Below are 18,427 nucleotides of genomic sequence, written 5' to 3'. Positions count from 1 at the left end.
GTTCCGCGGTGCCCCCGGCGCCTCGTGTCCCCTCGGTCCCCTTTCGGGCCGGGCCCGGCCCCCAGGGCAGGCCGCGGCCCGCGGGTCCGCGCGGCGGACCCCGGGAATGCGGGTGTGCTACTTGATGAATCCGTCCACGACCCGGGGCGGCCAGGTCCCCACCGTCAGCACTCCCATCGCGTACGCGCGGGAGACCAGGGCCGCGCGGTTGGGAACCTTCAGTTTCCGCAGCAGTCCGGTGACGTGATACTCCACGCCCTGCCGGCTGAGGTAGAGCCTGGACGCCAGCGGAATCGTGGACAGGCCCGCCGCGATTCCCTCCAGAATGCGTGCGTCGATCTCGCTGAGCAGTTTCTTCCGGGGCGCCACCACCGCGTCGCCCTCCGTGTTCTGCCCCGACCGCATCGATACGAGAACCGCGGCCGGGCCGGGGGCGTAGCCGCTCACCGTGGTGGCCGTGAGGCTGCCGGTGAACGCGTCGCCCGTCGACCGCAGCGCCACGACGTGCGAGCTGAACCGGTCACAGCGGCCGGTCAGGAGTCTCTCGAACTGCCGCACGAGCGGCTGCCGCACGCTGGGGTGCACCAGGTCGCGGAAGTCCCGCCCGCAGACATCGGGTGCCGTGGTCGAGGAATCGGAGGGGGAAGCGGCGAGGACGTCGACGTCCTGCGCGTCGGGGGTCGCGAAATGCCGGTAGAAGTCCTGAGTGGCCTGACGGATCGTCAGCGTCGGGTCCAGTACGGCCATACACGCGCCGGGCCGGTCGGACGGCGGCCGCTCGTCACGCCGCGCCGGACCGTCGAGCACACCGACAGCGCCGGTCGCACTCCGATCTGCTGATATCTGCGGGGAATCCACCAGAGCAGAAAACTTCAAGGGAGTGACATCCTTTCCAACCCCCGTCTGCACACCTGAAACGCAAGAGAACTCGACCGAGAATGGGAAAACCGGAGAATTTACGCGCGGGCCGACCGGAAGGGCCCGGCCGCTGCCGGGAATTTCCGACCTCCTCGGCACAATCGACACTAGGGAGAGGTCCAGACAAGCGTCAACGCCGACCCGGCCCCCCACCGCTAAACCTGTGGTCGCCCTCCCCCGGGGTACGGTCGCGCCCCGCCCTTTCGGTCCCCCCGAACATCCCGCACCGCTTACCACCGGTAAGCCCTTGCCCCCACTGGGTTCCCGCCTCCGCAAACTCAGTGCGCCGCGAACACCCCGCCCGCACTTCGGCCCCCCAGCAGCTCACGCCGCCCCGCCACACCCAACTTCCGGTAGCAGGACGTCAGGTGCTTCTCCACCGCACGGGTGGTCACGCCCAGTTCATCGGCGATTTCCTGATTGGTCAGGCCGCGCCCCACCAGCGAGACGACCTTGCGCTCGCTCTGGGTGAGCGACACCTCCGGGCTCGGGGCGGTGGCACCCAGCGCCACGTAGGCACGTTCGGTCAGCCAGGGGGCGCCACAGGCCGTGGCGAGATCGGCGGCCTCGCGCAGCACCGCCTTCGCCTCCTTGCCGCTCTCCATGGCACGGCCCAGCTGGAGGAGCGTACGGGCCCGTTCGAGCGCGTTGGCGGACGAGCGGAGGACCTCGGCGGACTCCCGCAGGGCGGGGACTCCCCCTCCCCCGGGCAAAAGGGCCTTCAGACGCAAGGCGCGGCCCAGGGCGACGGGAGCCGCCCACTGCCGCGCCCAGGCCAGTTCCTCCTCCGCCAGGGCCAGGGCCGCCCGGGGTTCGCCCAGCCGGTGGTGGAGGACGACGGCGCGGGGACGCCACGGGTAGAGGGAGGAATTGCGCCAGCCCGCCGCCTCCAGTTGGCGGCCGCAGGCCAGCAGGGATTCCAGCGCGTGGGCCCCACGTCCGCGGCGGGCGTCGAGCGAGGCTTTGAGGAGTTGCAGCATGGCCGTCAGGCCCAGGCTGTTGGTCCGGCGCTGCCCGGCGTCTTCGAGGAGGCTCTCGATCAGCTGGATGTCGCCGGACTCCATGGCCACCGCGGCCAGGACCGCGGTGATGGGCTCGCGCCAGTCCGCGTTGGCCAGTTCGGTGGCCCGGTCGGCCTGTTCGCGGGCCTGGGGCAGGCGTCCGCTGGCGAGCTGGAGCAGGGCGTTCTCGGCGTGCACCACCGCGTCGGGACGGTCGGAGCGCTGCTCGCAGGACAGGCGGGCGTTGATGCCCTCCGCCGAGTCGGTGGCGTACAGGGCCACCGCGACCAGCGGCAGAGCGATGCAGGCGCGGGCGGCGGTCAGCGGCTCGCGCTCCATGATCTGCTGGGCCAGTGCCGCGACGTCCGGTGCCGGCAGGGCACTGGAGAGCACCGCCGCGTTGGTCAGAACGGCCGCCAGTTCGCGGGCGCCGCCGGTGTCCATGGGGGGCGGGGTGCCCAGGCCGCGCAGGCGCTCCACCGCACCGGCCACCTCCGTCGGGTTCTCGTGCCCGGCGTGCCACAGGCGCGCCTCCAGGCGCAGGGCGATCTCGCGGGCGGTTCCCTGGTGGGCCGCCGTGGGGTCGAGGTCCTCGGATACGCGCCGCAGCAGGTCCACCGCCGAGGGCGGCGCCTCGCCCAGGAGGTTGGGCGGGATGAGCAGGGTCGCGGCGGCCCGGTCGGTGGCCGAGGGCAGGAGACTGACGGCCTGGCCGATGTGGCGTTCACAGGCTGCGGGGTCGCTGCCGCGTTCGGCGCCGGCCAGCTCGATCAGCAGGCGGGCGCGCTCGTTGCCGCCCGTGCTTCCCAGCAGGGCGCGCCGCAGATAGCGGATGGCGGCCTCCGGCGCGCCGCGGCGCAGCGCGGTGCGCGCCGCGGTCCGCAGGACCCGTACGGCCCACGGGCGGTCGGTGGTGGTGACGGCCATCAGCAGGTCCGCGACGTGTTCGGCGGGGCGGCCTGCCTGGTGCAGGAGTTCGGCCGCCGCGTCCCGGGCGCGTTCGCGTTCGTCGACGGTGAGGGCACAGTCGACGGCGTCGCGGACGACGTGGTGGACGAAGCGCGGGGTGCCGTGGGGGGCGAGCAGGCCGAGGTGGTGCAGGGTGCGCAGGGCCTGCTGGAAGCCGACGACGTCCAGTCGCGCGTGGCGCCGGATGAGGTCGGACTCGCCGTGGTCGCCGAAGGCGGCGATGGCCGCGGCCAGGTCGCGTACGGGTTTGGGCTGGGTGCACAGGCAGGCGGCCAGGCGGTCGCGGAGCTCCGCCGGGCCCTGCACGTGGACCTCACCGGCGTGTTCGGCGGTGGGGCGGTGGCCGCTCATGGCCAGGTGGCTCAGAACGGACTGGAGGAACATGGGGTTGCCTCCGCTGGTCTCGCGGCAGGCCGTGGCGTAGCTGTCGTCGGCGGGTTCGCCCATGTGGTGGTGGATCATGGCGCGGATGCCGTCGAGCGACAGCGGAGCGGGGCGCAGCACGTCGGCGGCGTCCGCGAGGTCGCGCACGAGCGGGTGCTGGGCGCCGGGGTCGCCGTCGCGCAGGGTGCACACCAGGACGACGCGCAGCCCGTGCGGGCGCCGGGACAGGTAGGCGAGCCAGCGCAGCGAGGGCAGGTCGGCCCACTGCAGGTCGTCGACGAGGATGAGTACGGGCGTGGTGGCGCTGGCTTCGGCCAGCACGGACCGCAGGCCGTGCAGGACGGCCTCGGAGGCGGGAGCGTCCCGGTCTCCGCAGGCGGGGACGTCGGGGTGCTCCGGCCGGGCGCCGCCCGCGCCCCGGTCGCCGGCCAGGTCGGGCCCCAGGAGCTGGTGGACGATGCCGAAGGCGAAGTCCTGCTCCGTGGGGTCGGCGTTGGCCCGCAGGACTCTTAAAGTATCGGGCGGATGGGCGCCGGCTTCCTGGAGGAGCGCGGTCCGGCCGATGCCCACGGGGCCCGCCAGGAGCAGTGCGGAGGAACGGCCCGCCTGCGCCCGGCGTACGGCGGCTTCGATGCGGGCGAGTTCGGTTTCCCGCTCATACAGCATCCGTTTTATCCTTTTCCATCTGCCGGCTCCACTCGCGGAGTTCCTTGCGTGAGGTGATGCGCAGTTTCCGGTACGTACTGCTCAGCCGGTGCTCGACGGTGCGCCGGCTCACCGCGAGCTGTTCGGCGATCTCCCGGTTTCCCAGGCCGCGGCGGGCCAGTTCGGCGGTCTGCCGCTCGGCGGGCGACAGGGCGGCCCACTCCTCGGAGAGGGCGGCGTCCTCGGGGGCGGTGGGCGCTTCCAGCCAGGCGGTCAGGAACCGTATCCGCTCGGCCAGGTGGCTGGAGGTGTCGGTGGCGGTGAGGCGGGACAGTTCGGTCAGCAGACGGGCCGCCTTGGCGCGGTCGCCCTGGGTGACCACCTCGGTGGCGAGGTCGGCCAGCAGCCGGGTGTAGGCGAGCCGGGCGGGCAGTTCACCCGGAATCCGGCGGGGTTCGCGCACGCCCGCGGCCGGTTCGTGGTCGTCGGGGCAGCCGGCGGACAGGTGGGCCAGGCCCAGCGCGCTGGGGGCGCCCCAGCGGCGGGCGAGGACCAGTTCCTCGTGGAAGAGGCGCTGGGCCTGTTCCTGGTCGCCGAGTGTGAGACAGGTCCGGGCGGCCGTCGAACGCCAGGGCAGCAGCACGGGGTTGACCCACTGCCTGCGCAGCAGCCAGCGTCCGCTCTCCTTGTACAGTTCGACGGCCTCGGCCGAGCGCTCTTCGACGGCGGCCAGCCGGCCACGGGCGTACAGCAGATAGGGCCAGGAGACGCCGTATTCGGAGCCGGGCGGCATGGGGACCTCGCACAGGGCGCGGGCCTCGTCGTGGCGACCGGTCTCCATGGCGATGACCGTGCGTACGGCCAGGAGGCTCGAAGCGGCCAGGGGGTGCCAGGCAGCGGCGGGCAGTGCCCGTTCGGCGGCGTCCGCGGCGCGCTCGGCGGCGTCCATGCGGCCCCCGCGCAGGTGCAGTTCGGCGCACAGGACCAGGGCGCGGGCGAGCGTGGGGTGACGGTGGCGGCGGCGCAGTTCGGCGACGATGGCGGCGAGCCGGTCCTCGGCCTCGGTGCCGGCGTCGGTGAACCACAGCGCCCTGGCGGCGACCAGGCGGGGCATCACGGGTACGGCGTTGCCCGCGTCCAGGGCGCGGCGGGCCAGCTCCGCGACCTTGGTGCGGTGCAGGCCGCGTGCGGAGAGCTGCCAGGCGCGGACTCCGGCCTGGGCGGGGGCGAGCGGGTCCTCGGGCAGGGCGGGGACGTCGAAGGCGCAGTTGTCGGTGATCTCGGGTGCGGCCTCGGTGGCGTACCAGTACAGCGCGGTCATGTGGTCCCGCTCGTCGCCCTGGGCGGTCGCGAGGGCTTCGGCTGCGGCGCTGCGGCCCCAGGCTTCGTCGCCGCGGGCCAGGCCCATGTCCAGTGCCCGTACGCGCAGTTGGGACCAGGCTTCGCCCTCGCCGGCGGCGTGCACGAGGGTGGCGAGCCTGCGGTCGCCGGCTTCGGGGGCGGCCACGGCCTCGGCGCTGGCCAGGTCGAGGCTGATCTGCGCGCGTTGCAGGGGGTCCTGGGGCTCGTCGAGGGCGCGGTCGAGGTAGGTGGCGGCGCGGGCGAAGTCCCCGCGGCGCAGGGCGGCGCCGAAACTGCCGCGCAGGGCGTGGACCGCCCAGGGCTCGCCGATGGGCGGCGCCTGGAGGAGGAGGCGGGCGATGTCCTCGTCGTCGGCCACACCCCGGTAGGCGAGGTGGGCCGCGCGGGCGTGGAGGTCGGCGCGCTCGGCCGCGGGCATGTCCTCCAGGATGCGGGCCCGGACGACGGGCATACGGACGCGTTCGTACGTGCCGTCGGGGATGGTGAAGCCGGCCACTTCCAGCGCCCCGCGCAGCCGGGACTCCCGTATGGTGCGCAGCCCGGCCAGGGAGCAGACCAGGGGGAAGTCCAGCAGGTCCCCGGCGACGGCCAGCGCGCGCAGCACGGCGGTGGCCTCGTCCGTCAGTCCGCGCAGGGCACGCCCCGAGCGGTCGCCGATGATCCCGGTGATCAGGGTGCGCAGCTGTGGGAGGCGGTCGACGGTCGGCCGGTGGCCTGCGCCGGCGAAGCAGTGCAGGGCCGCGTGCAGTACGGCGGGGCTGCCGTGCGATGCCTGGGTGGCCGCGGCGGCGAACACCTCGTCGCAGGGGGTGCCGCAGATCTGCTCGACCAGGGCGGCGACCGCGGCGGGGCTCAGTGGCCGGACGGTGAGATTGCGGGTCAGCCGTGCGGAGCAGGCGGCGTCGGCCAGCCGGTCGAGGCCGTGCGGGTCCAGGCCGGTGCGTCCGGTGAGCAGGGCGAGGGCCACGCCGGTGGACAGGCGGCGCACCAGGGCCTGAAGCCAGTGCAGGGAGGCCGCGTCCAGCCACTGCGCGTCCTCCACCGTCACGAGGGTGGGGGTGCGGCGCACCGAGTGCAGGAGTTCGGGCAGGCCCGGCAGGCCCCCCGGCTCGTGGTGGCCGCGCAGCTCCCGCAGGGGGCCTTCGGCCATCTCGCCGAGCAGGGTGAGGAGTTGGGCCACGGCTCCGTAGCGCAGGTCGCGTTCGGAAAGGGAACCGCTGATGCGCAGGACGCGGACGGAGCGCTCCTCGGCGAGGCGGGCGGTCCAGCGCAGCAGGGCGTTGTGGCCGAAGCCGGGGCGGCCGGTCACGGAGACCACGGCGGGGCGGCCCTCGCCGAGCGCGGTCACCACGCAGCTCAGCTCCGCCTGTTCCTCCTCGCGTTCGAGCAGGGTCGGGTCGGAGCGCCGGCGCCCCGCCCGTATGAACCCTGCGTATAGCTGCTCGTCCCGCAGTCCCGTCACCGCCACCACCCGCCGCCTTCAGCGCTGTCCGCGCGGCCGCGACGCCTGCCGTGGCACCCGTACCCCGTGGACACCCGGGGGGCGGAGGACCGCGGCGAGCTGGGCGCGCTCGGAAATACCCAACTTGCGGTACACGTTGGTCAGATGGGTTTCCACCGTGCGCACGGTGACGTGCAGCGACTGTGCGATCGAGCGGTTCCTGGCGCCGCCGGCGGCGAGGCCGGCGACCTTGCGTTCCATGCTGGTGAGCAGGTCCAGGGGCGAGGCCGTCATCTTGCGCATCCGGCCGCCCGCCGTCAGCAGGGCGCCGCGGGCGTCCTGGCCCAGCGCGAGGGCGCCGCAGCGCTGGGCGAGGTCGGCCGCGGCGCGCAGGTGCTCGCGCGCGCCGCGCCGGTCGTCTGCGGTCAACAGCGCCCGGCCCAGGAAGAGTTCCGCGCGTGCGTGTTCGACGCGGGCCGGTGAGGCGGACAGTTCCCGCACCGCCTCGCCCAGCTGCGCCACGCCCTCGTCACCGGGGGTCGCCACGCCGCGGGCCAGGGCGGCCAGGCCCAGGACGCGCGGGGTGCCCCAGCGCTGCGCGAGCCGCGTGCCGTGCGCCGCGATCTCCTGGGCCTCCTCGGCCCGGCCCAGTTCCGCGAGCACGCAGGCCGCGTCCGCCCACCAGGGCAGGTACGCCGCGTGGCGAACTCCGGCTTCCTCCAGCGACCTGCCGCACTCGCGGAACAGGGCCAGCGCGCCCTCCGCGTCGCCCAGGGCGTGACGGGCGCGTCCGTGGGCCATCAGGTAACGGGGGTGGGTCCACACGTACTGGTCGCGCCAGACGGGCCCGGTGTCGGTCAGCAGCTTCTCGGCGGACACGGCCTCGCCCCGGTCCACCAGTACGCCCGCCAGGGCCAGGCGCGGCAGGACCACCATCGCGCTCCAGCGTTCCGCCTCGCTGACCTGCACCGCCTTCCTGGCGTCCGCGAGCGCGTCCGGAAGGGCGCCCATGCCGTGCAGGAGCAGGGCCTTGAGGGCCAGGGCCAGGGAGTAGGTCCAGATGGCGGAGCTCTCCCGGCCGTGGCGCAGGAGCAGGTCCAGCGCGTGCAGCGCGTCCTCGGTGCGGTCGGCGATGTCCAGCACGAAGGAGGCGTTGATCAGGGACCAGTTCTTCAGGGGGAACTGGGGGGCGCGGACCGCGCGCTGGGCGCACCGGGTCACCAGCTCCGGACCCTGGTCGCCGAGCGATCTGAGGACGGCCATCGCCGCCAGCTTCTGGCGCTGGGCGGGGGTGTCGCCCTCGGGCACGGTCATCGCCTCGGCCCGCTTGCGTGCCGCGGCGAACGTGTCGCGGCCGTGGGAGCCGACGACCAGCAGCACCGACTCGACGAGCGTGCACAGTTCCCGGTCGGCGGGCAGTGGGTCGGGGCCGAGTTCGGCGTCGAGGGCGTCCAGTACGTCTTCGAGCATGACCATGGCGTCGGCGCTTTCGCGGGCGGCCAGGCAGACCATGCCGAACTGCGCGACGATCCTCGCCCGGGTGCGGACGTCGACGTCGGGCCCCAGGGCCCCGCGGAGCAGGCCGATGGCCCGGGGCGGGTCGGTCTCGGACAGCGCCCCGGCCAGCCGGGCGCGGATCTCCACGCTGCCGGGGTCCACCTCCAGCACCCGGTACAGGTAGCGGGCCGCCGCCTCCGGGGCACCGCGTTCCTCGGCCCGGGTGGCGGCCTCCAGCAGGACGCCGGGCATCCACGGTTCGGATATCGAGGGCAGCGGCAGAAGGAGTTCGGCGACTTCCCCGGCGGGCCGGCCCGCGTCGCTCAGGAGCAGGGCGGCCCGTGTGCGCAGGCCGGACAGCGCCTGGGCGTCCAGCGGCGCCAGCATCGCCGCGCGTACCGCGCCGTCCGCCGGATGCCTGCCGCCGGGCGTCAGCAGTCCGGCCTCGCGCAGGGCCGTCAGGGCGTCCTCGACGACTTCGGCGGGGAGACCGGTCAGAGGGCCGACGTGGTCGGCGCCGTGCTCGCCGAGGACCGCGGCCGCGCGGGCGACCTCGCCGACCCAGGGCGGCCGGCGGGCCAGGAATTCGCGGGTCCAGCGCGCCAGGACGCGGCCGCCGATTTCGGCGATGCGGTCGGCGCCGCCCACACCCGAGCCGACGCCCTCGGCCCGCAGTTCCCGCAGCAGGCGGTCCAGGAGGCGGGGGCTGCCGCCGGTCACGGCCGCGGCGCGGGTGACGAAGGCGGGGGCGGCGGGTGCCGGGAAGAACTGCCGTACGGCCTCGGCGACATCCGGCTCGGTCAGCGGCCGCAGGCGCAGTGTCGTGGTGCGGTGGCGGCCGGTGAGGTCCGCCAGGGCGCGGTGGGCCGGGGCGAGGGCGGTGGCCTCGGTCCGCCGGGTGAGGACGACGAGGAGGGGGAGGCCGTCGGCGCGGCGCAGCAGGAAGTCCAGCCAGCGCAGGGTCAGCTCGTCGCACTGGTGCGCGTCGTCCAGCGCCAGGACGAGCGGGCGGCGCCGCAGCTCGTTCAGCGCGAGGCGGTACAGGCCGTGGAACGCACGCTGGACGGCGGGGGCGTGCGGCGGCTCGCCTGCCAGCGCGCCGGGAGTGAGGGCGTCGCGGGCGGCGTCTTCGAGGGAGGCGTCCCGCGCGGCCGGGCCGAACAGGGCGCGTACACCGCCCAGCGAGTGGCCCGAGGTACTGTCCTCGCAGGGGGCGTGCAAAACCGTGGCCTGCCGGCAGGCGTCACCGTTGAGGAAGGTACGCAGAAGGGCGGATTTGCCGATTCCGGTGGGACCGGTCACGACCACCGAGCCCGCACGCCCCCGGCACGCGGCGCGGACGAGGTGGTCGAGTGCCGCCGTCTCGTCGGCCCGGCCGACCAGGGCGCTGTTCGGACAGGATGTGCGGCTCCGGTCTTGCACCATAGAGCTCCTCGCACCTCAGAGACACAACAGATGCGACGGGGCGTCACCACACCGTGTTGTAAATCACCCTAAAGAGTGATGTCCGACGAGCGCCACAGTACATGATCGGCAGACTGCGTGACCAGGAACGGAATTCGGCCTACGAACTCCTAACGTCCGCCGAGGTGTTTGCGCAACAGCGCGAGGACGGCAGGGGCCTGGGAGCTGACGAAGAAGTGACCTCCCGGATAGACCTGGAGGTCGAACGCCCCCGTGGTGTGCGCGCGCCAGCTCTCGGCCTCCTCCAGCGTGGTCTTGGGATCGCTGTCGCCCGTCAGCGCGGTGATCGGTGCCTTGATCGTCACCTCGGGGCCGCAGCGGTAGGTCTCCACCGCGGTGTAGTCGCTGCGGAGCGCCGGGAGGATCATGCGCAGAAGCTCCTCGTCGCCCAGCACCGCGGCGTCCGTACCGGAGAGCAGCTTCAGCTCGGCGACGATCCCGTCGTCGTCGCGCCGGTGCACGCTCTCCTCACGGTGGGTCGAGGGCGCGCGCCGCCCCGAGGCGAAGAGGTGCGTCAGTTCGCCGCCGTCGGCCTCCAGCCGCCGGGCCACCTCGAACGCGATCATCGCGCCCATGCTGTGCCCGAAGAACGCCGTCGGACGCGAACCGAGCCGGCCCCGCAGGGCCGCGTACACCTGATCGGCCATGACCTCGATGCTGTCGGGGCTGGTCTCGGTACGCCGGTCCTGGCGGCCGGGGTACTGCACCGACAGCACTTCCGCCACGGGCGACAGCTGCGCCGACACGGGGAAGAAGAAAGAGGCCGAACCGCCCGCGTGCGGAAAGCAGACGAGCTGGCGCGGCCGGTCCGGCGCCGGGTGATAGCACCGGGCCCAGAGCCCCTCCGCCGTGGTCGTGGTCATGGTGCTGGCTCCTCCTCCTCGCGATGACGCCGGACCGGCACGCCGGGATACGGCGGCCGGTCCGGCGCCTGTGGTCCACACGCCCATTCCACAAGGAGGAATGCGGGAAATCACCTAGTGTTCGCGCTCCGCGTGACGACGCACCCGCCGCGCCGGAGCGGTACGGGACACGCCCGGCGCCGACGCCGCGCGCCGGGGCGTCCCGTGGGCACGGCTACCAGCTGGCGGCCAGCAGCAGGTCCCCGTACTCCCGCTCGCGGGAGGCCTGGCGCAGGTCCGCGTCGACCATCATGCGCATCAGTTCGGGGAAGTCGACGCTGGGCTCCCAGCCCAGCTGGGTGCGGGCGCGCTCGGCGTCCGCGCACAGGATCTCCACCTCGGCCGGGCGCACCAGCGAGGGGTCGATGCTGACGTAGTCCTCCCAGTTCAGGCCCACGTGCTCGAAGGCGATGCGGACGGCGTCGCGGACCGAGTACATCTGGCCGGTGCCGATCACGTAGTCGCCCGGCTCGTCCTGCTGGAGCATCAGGTGCATGGCGCGGACGTAGTCGCCGGCGAAGCCCCAGTCGCGTACCGCGTCGAGGTTGCCCAGGGACAGCTTGTCCTGGTAGCCGAGCTTGATCCGGGCCACCGCGAGGGAGATCTTCCGGGTCACGAACTCCGCGCCGCGGCGCGGGGACTCGTGGTTGAACAGCATGCCGGAGACCGCGTACATGCCGAACGACTCGCGGTAGTTGCGGGTGATGAAGTGCCCGTAGGTCTTCGCCACACCGTAGGGGCTGCGCGGCCGGAAGATGGTGGTCTCGCACTGCGGGGTCTCGGCGACCTTGCCGAACATCTCCGACGAGGAGGCCTGGTAGAAGCGCATCTGGCTGCCGTCGGTGGCGCGCGACCCGTTCAGGCCGCTGACCATGCGGATCGCTTCCAGCATCCGCAGGACGCCCATGCCGTTGATCTCGGTGACGAGTTCGGCCTGCTGCCAGGACATCGGCACGAAGGAGATCGCGCCGAGGTTGTAGATCTCGTCGGGCTGCACCTTGTCGACGGCGGAGACCAGGCTGGCCTGGTCCATCAGGTCGCCGTCGACGAAGTTCAGTTCGGAGACGAGCCGGCTGACCCGCGACTTGCGGGGGTTCGCCTGCCCCCGCATAAGGCCCCACACCTGGTACCCCTGCGCGAGCAGGTGCTCAGCCAAATAGGACCCGTCCTGCCCGGTGATTCCGGTGATCAGCGCACGCTTGGACATCTCATTCCTCTCCTCCGCATAGAACAGACCGCCCAAACGCAGAGCCGGGGTGACTTCTTGGCCGCTTGGCCACTTGGCATCGAATGGCATCGGGTGACATCGAAAACGCCGCGGTCCGGACGCTGGGTAATCGAACGCTTCCAAGCGGCCGGTCGCGGTGTCAAGGAATTCCCGGCACACTAGGGAATTCCCGAGTCCCAACCGGCGTTCGCCACCCGCCTGTTGTGACCCGCTGTGTCGGCGGACGGTACGGTTTGCGACGCCCACGGACGGGACACTAGGGATTTTCCGGTATGCGGTGCGCTGCACTGTCCGGGTGTCCCCTCCGGGCCCGGGCCGGCGCTCTCATCCGTGCTGCCGACCAGGCCTGCCCGTCCCCTGGAGCGTCCCCGGTGCTGCTCGGACTCCTGCGATTACACTGGCGGCCCCACCGCCGCTCCGTCGCGCTGCTGGGGCTGCTGGGGCTGCTGGGGCTGCTGGGGCTGCTGGGGCTGCTACAACTGGTGCAGAACCTGGCCACCCTGGCCCTGCCGACCCTGGGCGCCGAGGTCATCGACCACGGTGTGGTCGAGGCCGACAGCGAATGCATCACCCGGACCGGCGCGGTCATGCTGGCCCTGGGGGCCGTGCAGGTCGCGGCGTCCGTCGGCGCGGTGGCGCTGGGCGCCCGCACGGCCATGGCGATGGGCCGCGACATGCGCTCGGCGGTCTTCCGCCGGGTGCTGGACTTCTCGGCACGCGAGGTCGGACAGTTCGGCACCCCGTCGCTGATGACTACACCCGTATGCAGAAATACCTGGACCGCATCAACGGGCTGATGCGCGAGCGCATTACCGGTGTCCGCGTCGTGCGGGCGTTTGTACGCGACGCCCACGAAGGGGCGAGATTCGACCGCACCAATTCCGAATTCCGCGACATCTCGCTGCGCGTCGGCCGGATGCCGGCGACCATCATTCCCGTCGTCCTGCTGACCCTGAACGCCTTCATGGTGGGCGTGCTGTGGTTCGGCGCCCGCCGTGTCGAGGCCGGGGCGATGCCGTTCGGCGCGCTCAGCGCCTTTCTGAGCTATCTGTCGCTGCTCATGATGTCGGTGGTGATGGTGACGATGGTGTGCCTGATGCTGCCGCGGGCGCGGGCCTCGGCCGGGCGCATCCAGCAGGTGCTGGCGGCGCGCCACGTGCGCCGACCGCTTCATCCGCACCCTGCCCGACGGCTACGACACCGTCCTGGACGAGGAGTCGGCCAACGTCAGCGCGGGCGAGAAGCAGCTCGTCACCATTGCCCGCGCCTTCCTGGCCCGGCCCTCGATCCTCCTCCTGGACGAGGCGACCAGCTCCGTCGACACCCGCACGGAGGCCCTCATCCAGCGCGCGACGCAGTCGCTGCGCGCGGGCCGCACCAGCTTCGTCATCGCCCACCGGCTCTCCACCATCCGCGACGCGGACCTGATCCTCGTCATGGAAGGCGGTCGCATCGTCGAGCGCGGCACCCACGACCAGCTCCTGGCCGCCGGGGGGACGTACGCCCGGCTGAACTCGGCCGTGGGCGCCGCCGGACCGCAGGACGCCGAACTGGAGGAAGCCGCGTCTCGCTGACCGGGCCGGCCACAAGCCTGCGGCAGGCCGGGTCACGCCGCTTTCGCCGGTTCGGTACGGTCCGGGCCGTCTCGGGTCGCGGCGCGTTGCAGCTCCAGATAGCGGGCCGCCGCCCGGGCCGTCGGGGTGAGCGGCCCTCGCGCCGCCCCGAGCCGTCCGAGCTGCTGCTCAAGTACGTCGAGCCGGTACTCCCTGGCGGCCAGTGCGAGCACGGCGTCCGAGGCCACGTCGTCGGGCGCGGCATGCGCGTGCGGGCGTGGCGTCGCGCCGTGCGTGTCGTACAGCACCGCGCAGAGAATCCCGGCGACGAACATCGTGTGATAGGTGTGCTGGAAGGAGTAGGCGGGGCGGGCCCCGGGCGGCAGCTCCTCGTATTCGGGCGTCGAGAACCGCGGGCTGGGCAGGTAACCGAGCCGCTCCCACACGCCGGTCAGCAGGTCCCAGCCCGCGCGGGTGTACGCGCAGGTGGTGCCGGGGCGCAGCATCGCGGCGGAGAAGAGCAGTTCTCCGGTCAGGTCGAGGTTCTCGTTGGCGATCTGCAGGGCCAGGCAGGAGTCGAGGGTGGCCAGTACGGCGTCGGTGCCGACCCGTGGATCGGCCGCGCGCCGTCCGAAGTCGGTGCCGAACATGACGGCGTGGGTGAGCGCGTAGACGTCGTTGGGGTGCATCTCGACCGCCGTGAGATCCGCGTACAGGACGGACCCGGGCGGGGCCTCGACCCCGTGCCGGCTGCTGCCGCCCGGGGCGAGCGAGGCGAGCCACCGCTGTTCCATGTAGCGGTAGGGCAGCCGTTCGGGTACGCAGGGGTGTGCCGCGGCGACCGCCGCCGAGTGGAGCGCGTCGTAGCGCGCGTCCGGGTATCCGATGCGGTCGAGGAGCAGATGCGAGGTGCCGATCGAGGCGGCGCTCTGCGGGACGCGCGCCAGCAGGTCCGCGTTCCGCGCACTCCTGGCGTGCGGCAGCAGGGCTTCGGCGAGCGCCCGGACCCCGGCCGCGATACGGGGCTCCGCGTGGCTCACCCGGTGGCAGGCGAAGGCCAGGAGCGCCGCCTCGACCACGATCTTCTCGTTCATCGAGACGATGGGGTCCTGCTTTCCCCGCCAGTGCTGCTCGTAGGAGGAAAGACGCGGTAGGTGGCGCACGGCGAATTCGAGGATCTCGCATATCCGGCCGCCGAGATATGTTCCGCTCGCGGCGGTGCCCGCCGGCGTACCGGCGGGCACCTGGTCCTGGCTAGGCAAGGTCGCTCCGCACGCTTTCCGCGACCGAGTCGGAGTCCTCGGTGGGCTGCGGCATCCCCTGGGTCGCGAGGAAGTACTCGTTGCAGCACAGGACGTGGAGGTCCGGGTCCGCGGGCCCGTCGTCCAGCGTCGTCGCCTGCGACTCCACGAGCTTGCCGAGGGTCATTCCGCCGTCTACCACACCCGCCCTGATGAGGCCCGAGACCATCTTGGTGACCTCGCTGTGCGTCAGGCTCTCTTTCATGTTTCTCCTCTTTCTTCGGTGTTCTCCTTCGTTGTTCGGGCGGCCTGACGCCGTCGGATCGGATGAACGCTGAACAGTCCTGCGCTGTGACAAAGTCCGCAAACGGAGCCGCGTTCTCGACGGGGCCGGTGTTTCCCGGGCGGCGTTACGGTGCGTGGGGTGCGGCTTCTCGCACGCGATCGTTCCGCTTCGGGTTCTTCCCGCGTAGCCCGACCGGTCGGCAGCGACGACACCCGGGTGGTCCGTATCGAGGCCGTAGCCGCGCACGGGCGGCTACGGAGCGGTCCGGAGATCTGCGGAACCCCGTCGCCGCGGACTTCGGGGCGAAACGGCGCTTCCGGCGCCCGGAAGGCAGCGGCCCCTGTTTTCAGAAGCGCTGTCGGCGCTTCAGCCAGGCCGACATGGAGAAGAGGCGCCACAGGAGCCGCCAGTCCATGTCGGCGAGACGGTGGAGCGCCGTTTCCCGCACCACGCCCATCTCGGCGAGCGGCCCCTCGGTGATGGTGGCGGAGAACTCCGGCCAGTTCTCGTTCATCCAGTCCGAATAGGAGAACGCGTCGTCGAAACCGACCTTGCGGGCGGCGAACATGTCCTCCATCGGGGTGCCCCGGAGCGCGCGCTGCAACAGGTGCTTCTTGGTGTGCGGCACGATGCGGCGGTCCACGGGCAGGGCGTACACCCCGGCGATCAGGTCGAGGTCGAAGAACGGCGAGCGCACCTCCACCCCGCGGGCGATGCCGTTCTCGTCCGTGGCGCGGAAATTGTCGTAGGTCATCAGCCGGAAGAGGTCGAGGGCCTGGCCGAAGAGGACCGGGTCGCTGTCCTCGGCGAATTCGTAGGGGAACGGGCGGCCGAGCGCGTCCGTCGTGAAGTCGGCGTGCGAGGCGAAGGCGTCGCCGGCCAGTTCGTCGACGAAGTTCTTCCAGCCGGCCGTGCGGCGCCACCTCTCCCACAGCGAGGCGCCCATCCACTCCAGGGTGGTGGCACGGTTCGCGTCCGCCTGAAGGGCGCTGTAGCGGTCGTAGCCGCCGAACACCTCGTCCGCTCCGTGGCCGCCGAGCAGGACCCTGGCGTAGTCGCGGGCGACGGTGTGCAGGGCGTCGTTGTGCAGCACGAGGGGTTCGGCGGCGGGCATGTCGAGGGTCTCGTCCAGGAGGGCCACGGTGTCGTCGAGGGACGGGATGCTGAACGGCACTTCGACGAGGTCGACGCCCATGACCTTGGCGACGGCGCGGGCGCGGCGCAGGTTCTCGTCGATGCCCGGACCGCGTTCGGAGAAGAGGGTGATGGCCGCGGCGACGTCCGTGCCCTCCATCGCCGCCTTCAGGACGACCGTCGAGTCGACGCCTCCGGAGAATCCGACGGCCACCGGGCAGTCCGCCACGAGCAGCCGGTGGTTCGCCTGCTCGATGAGGCGCTGCACCCCTTCCTCGCCGCCCGGACGGGCGGACGCGTCGTGCAGGTTCGGTACGGGGGCCAGCTGCCGCCGGGTCGTCCGGCCGCCCTTGATCTGCAGGATCTCGCCGGGCGCCACCGACTTGATCTCCTTGTAGAGGGTGCGGTCGCCGGTCATGCGCCCGAGCCCGACGAACGACAGGACGCTCGCCTCGTCCAGGGTGAGCCGGCCCCGCAGCGCCGTCTCCAGGCACCTGACCTCGGAGGCGAACATGAACAGCTCGGGCGTCTCGTAGTAGTACAGGGGCCGTTCGCCGAGGCGGTCGCGTACCAGCGTCAGTTCGTCACCGTCCCACGCGGCCAGCGCGAACGGCCCCCGCAGGGGCTCGAACCCGTCGGGCCCCCGCGCCGCGAACAGCTCCAGCGCGACCTGGAGATCGCCCGGCGGCAGGCGCCGCCTGCGGTCGGCCGGCACCTGCGCCGTCAGATCCCGGTAGTTGAGCACTTCGCCGTTGCCCACCATCACGTAGGCGCCGCCGCAGTCCCGGAGGGGCTGGCGTGCCTCCTCGATGGCGATGACCGCGTGCCGGGCGGAGTGCAGCGATACCAGTTCGTCGGCGTACGCGCCCTCCCCCGACCTGCCGCGGTGGGCCAGCGAGGCACCCAGCCGCCGTGCCATGGCGTCGTCGCGTACGCCGCCGCGCCTCTTCAGCACCATTCCACCGATGCCACACACAGGTCCTACCTCTTTTCCTCGGTCCGGCTCGGCCCGGCGGCCTGCCACAGCCCCAGCCGGCGCCCGTGCCGCTCGCCCGTGCGGGCGGCGGCGGACGTGAGCGTGGGCCAGAGCCGTACGAGCCCGGCGAACTCCTCGACGGCGTCGGCGATGTCACGCGGTGCCGAGTCCACCGCTCCTTCCAGCGCGGCGACGCGGACGTCCAGCCGGTCCCGGACGTCCCCGGTGGCCGTGGCGGCCGCTTCCTTGTAGATGGCGACGTAGGTGTGCGGGAGGCGCGCCGCCCGGTCGGCGCCTTCCCGCAACGCGTCGAGGAACAGTTCGCCGTAGGCGGGCGAGTCGAAGCCGCCGTCCGCGAGCAGCAATTGTCCGCGGTGGGCCTTCACCTTCTCGTTGAACGCGTTCCAGTGGAAGCGGAGGATCGAATAGCGCAGTTCGGCCAGGGCGTACCAGCCGAGGTGCCGCGCGTCGCTCTGTTCGGCACGCCATTCCTCGTAGACGTGATGGGCCCGCAATTCGTGGTGCAGCACCGGCAGGGCGAGCTGGTAGAGCAGGCCCTTTTGGAAATAGTCGCTGCCGAGGACTCCTACGGCGGGCATTTCGGGAATCCATTCGTACACCGTGCGCAGGGCGGCGATGCCCATTTCGACGGTGCCGGTGTCGTCCCGCTCGACCCGCACACCGTCGCCGACGGTGATCCGCCCGGGGACCGGCGCGGGGACCGAGGGCAGTCGCTGCGCGCCGGGCGGCGGCTTGCTCAGGTCGTCGATCCGGCGCGCGAAGTCCGGGTCGTCGTGCTGGAGGTCGCGCCGGTCGCGGGTGGACTCCCCGGTCAGCGACGAGCCGACGCAGTACGCCGCGGTTTCGGGCCGTACGGGGCCGGGGGCAGGGTCCAGCAGTCGGCTCTCGACGTGCAGGGGGGACCAGCCCGACCGGGGGTCCACCCCGGTGAGCTGGTCGCTGTCGCGGCGGTGCAGGGAGGCAGCGCCGGTGAACGCCGCGACCAGGGCCGCCTTGTTGGGTCCGGCCCCGTACGAACCGGTCGGCTTGACCAGAGCCGACCGGGCCGCCGCCGCGTCCGCCGGTGGCAGGCCGGCGGTGGCCACGATCTCGTCCGCCAGGCGCTGCCAGTCCCGCGGGGTCAGTACGTGGATGTCGCAGCCGTGCTCGCGCCCGGCCCGCTCGGTCAGGTCCCGGTTGCGCCGGGAGTCCTCCGGCGAGCAGTCGTCGATGACCAGCAGCCGGACGTCGTCGGAGGAACTCTTGCGTACCGCCGCCACCTCGGCGACGACGGAGCGGAAGGCGGCCTCGAAGGGACGGTTGGTGGGGATGTAGACGAGTCTGGTGGCGGGGGCGCCGCGCGTGTCGTCGTGTGCCGGGTTGACAGGGTGGTTCATGGCGTGGCGGGTTGGCCTCTCGTACCGGG

11 protein-coding genes and 2 pseudogenes are annotated in these 18,427 nt (G+C 72.6%); 3 read left to right on the top strand and 10 right to left on the bottom strand.

The annotated features are described in order from the left end of the window. Window positions 1-117 precede the first annotated feature (117 nt). The 6 genes from ACFV57_RS38245 to ACFV57_RS38220 all read right to left on the bottom strand — a co-directional run bounded on the left by ACFV57_RS38245 (window position 118) and on the right by ACFV57_RS38220 (window position 11,790). Window positions 118-876 (bottom strand): LuxR C-terminal-related transcriptional regulator, encoded by a 759-nt coding sequence (locus ACFV57_RS38245; RefSeq protein WP_385242393.1) that lies wholly within the window; start codon window positions 874-876, stop codon window positions 118-120. A gap of 320 nt (window positions 877-1,196) precedes the next feature. After that, a complete protein-coding gene (locus ACFV57_RS38240; protein WP_385242390.1) occupies window positions 1,197-3,938 on the bottom strand; it encodes an ATP-binding protein in 2,742 nt (913 codons plus the stop codon). Then, window positions 3,928-6,747: a LuxR C-terminal-related transcriptional regulator gene (locus ACFV57_RS38235; RefSeq protein WP_385242387.1), complete on the bottom strand. Its 2,820-nt coding sequence runs from the start codon at window positions 6,745-6,747 to the stop codon at window positions 3,928-3,930. The genes ACFV57_RS38240 and ACFV57_RS38235 overlap by 11 nt, the downstream gene beginning before the upstream one ends. Window positions 6,748-6,759: 12 nt before the next feature. Next, window positions 6,760-9,642, bottom strand: coding sequence for an AAA family ATPase (locus ACFV57_RS38230; RefSeq protein WP_385242384.1), 2,883 nt, complete (start codon window positions 9,640-9,642; stop codon window positions 6,760-6,762). A 149-nt stretch (window positions 9,643-9,791) separates the two neighbouring features. Continuing rightward, on the bottom strand, window positions 9,792-10,544 hold the full coding sequence (locus tag ACFV57_RS38225) for a thioesterase II family protein (protein ID WP_385242382.1): 753 nt from the start codon (window positions 10,542-10,544) through the stop codon (window positions 9,792-9,794). 214 nt (window positions 10,545-10,758) lie between these two features. Beyond that, window positions 10,759-11,790 carry a GDP-mannose 4,6-dehydratase gene (locus ACFV57_RS38220; protein ID WP_385242379.1) on the bottom strand — a complete coding sequence of 344 codons (1,032 nt, stop codon included), beginning with the start codon at window positions 11,788-11,790 and terminating at the stop codon, window positions 10,759-10,761. 392 nt (window positions 11,791-12,182) lie between these two features. Between ACFV57_RS38220 and ACFV57_RS38215 the strand changes: the two genes are divergently transcribed. The 3 genes and pseudogenes from ACFV57_RS38215 to ACFV57_RS38205 form a co-directional block, all read left to right on the top strand. Beyond that, window positions 12,183-12,608, top strand: coding sequence for an ABC transporter transmembrane domain-containing protein (locus ACFV57_RS38215; protein WP_385242376.1), 426 nt, complete (start codon window positions 12,183-12,185; stop codon window positions 12,606-12,608). Next, window positions 12,575-12,823: pseudogene (locus ACFV57_RS38210) on the top strand (ABC transporter transmembrane domain-containing protein); the annotation flags it as partial. The gene ACFV57_RS38215 and the pseudogene ACFV57_RS38210, both read left to right, overlap by 34 nt. A gap of 136 nt (window positions 12,824-12,959) precedes the next feature. Continuing rightward, window positions 12,960-13,385 (top strand): annotated as a pseudogene (locus ACFV57_RS38205) (ATP-binding cassette domain-containing protein); the annotation flags it as partial. Window positions 13,386-13,417: 32 nt separating this feature from the next. Here ACFV57_RS38205 and ACFV57_RS38200 read toward each other — a convergent pair. From ACFV57_RS38200 to ACFV57_RS38185, 4 genes are all read right to left on the bottom strand, one after another. Continuing rightward, window positions 13,418-14,626, bottom strand: coding sequence for a DUF6895 family protein (locus tag ACFV57_RS38200; RefSeq protein WP_385242373.1), 1,209 nt, complete (start codon window positions 14,624-14,626; stop codon window positions 13,418-13,420). After that, on the bottom strand, window positions 14,619-14,870 hold the full coding sequence (locus ACFV57_RS38195) for a hypothetical protein (RefSeq protein ID WP_385242370.1): 252 nt from the start codon (window positions 14,868-14,870) through the stop codon (window positions 14,619-14,621). Before ACFV57_RS38195 ends, ACFV57_RS38200 begins: the two co-directional genes overlap by 8 nt. Before the next feature lie 367 nt (window positions 14,871-15,237). Beyond that, entirely contained in the window at window positions 15,238-16,983 is a 1,746-nt protein-coding gene (locus ACFV57_RS38190) for an asparagine synthetase B family protein (protein ID WP_385242367.1), read from the bottom strand. 23 nt (window positions 16,984-17,006) lie between these two features. After that, window positions 17,007-18,398 carry a DUF6271 family protein gene (locus ACFV57_RS38185; protein WP_385242364.1) on the bottom strand — a complete coding sequence of 464 codons (1,392 nt, stop codon included), beginning with the start codon at window positions 18,396-18,398 and terminating at the stop codon, window positions 17,007-17,009. Window positions 18,399-18,427: the final 29 nt, after the last annotated feature.

It is taken from the genome of Streptomyces sp. NPDC059788 (assembly GCF_042732265.1).
Classification (GTDB): Bacteria; Actinomycetota; Actinomycetes; order Streptomycetales; family Streptomycetaceae; genus Streptomyces.
This window is presented reverse-complemented; position numbering and strand designations above follow the sequence as displayed.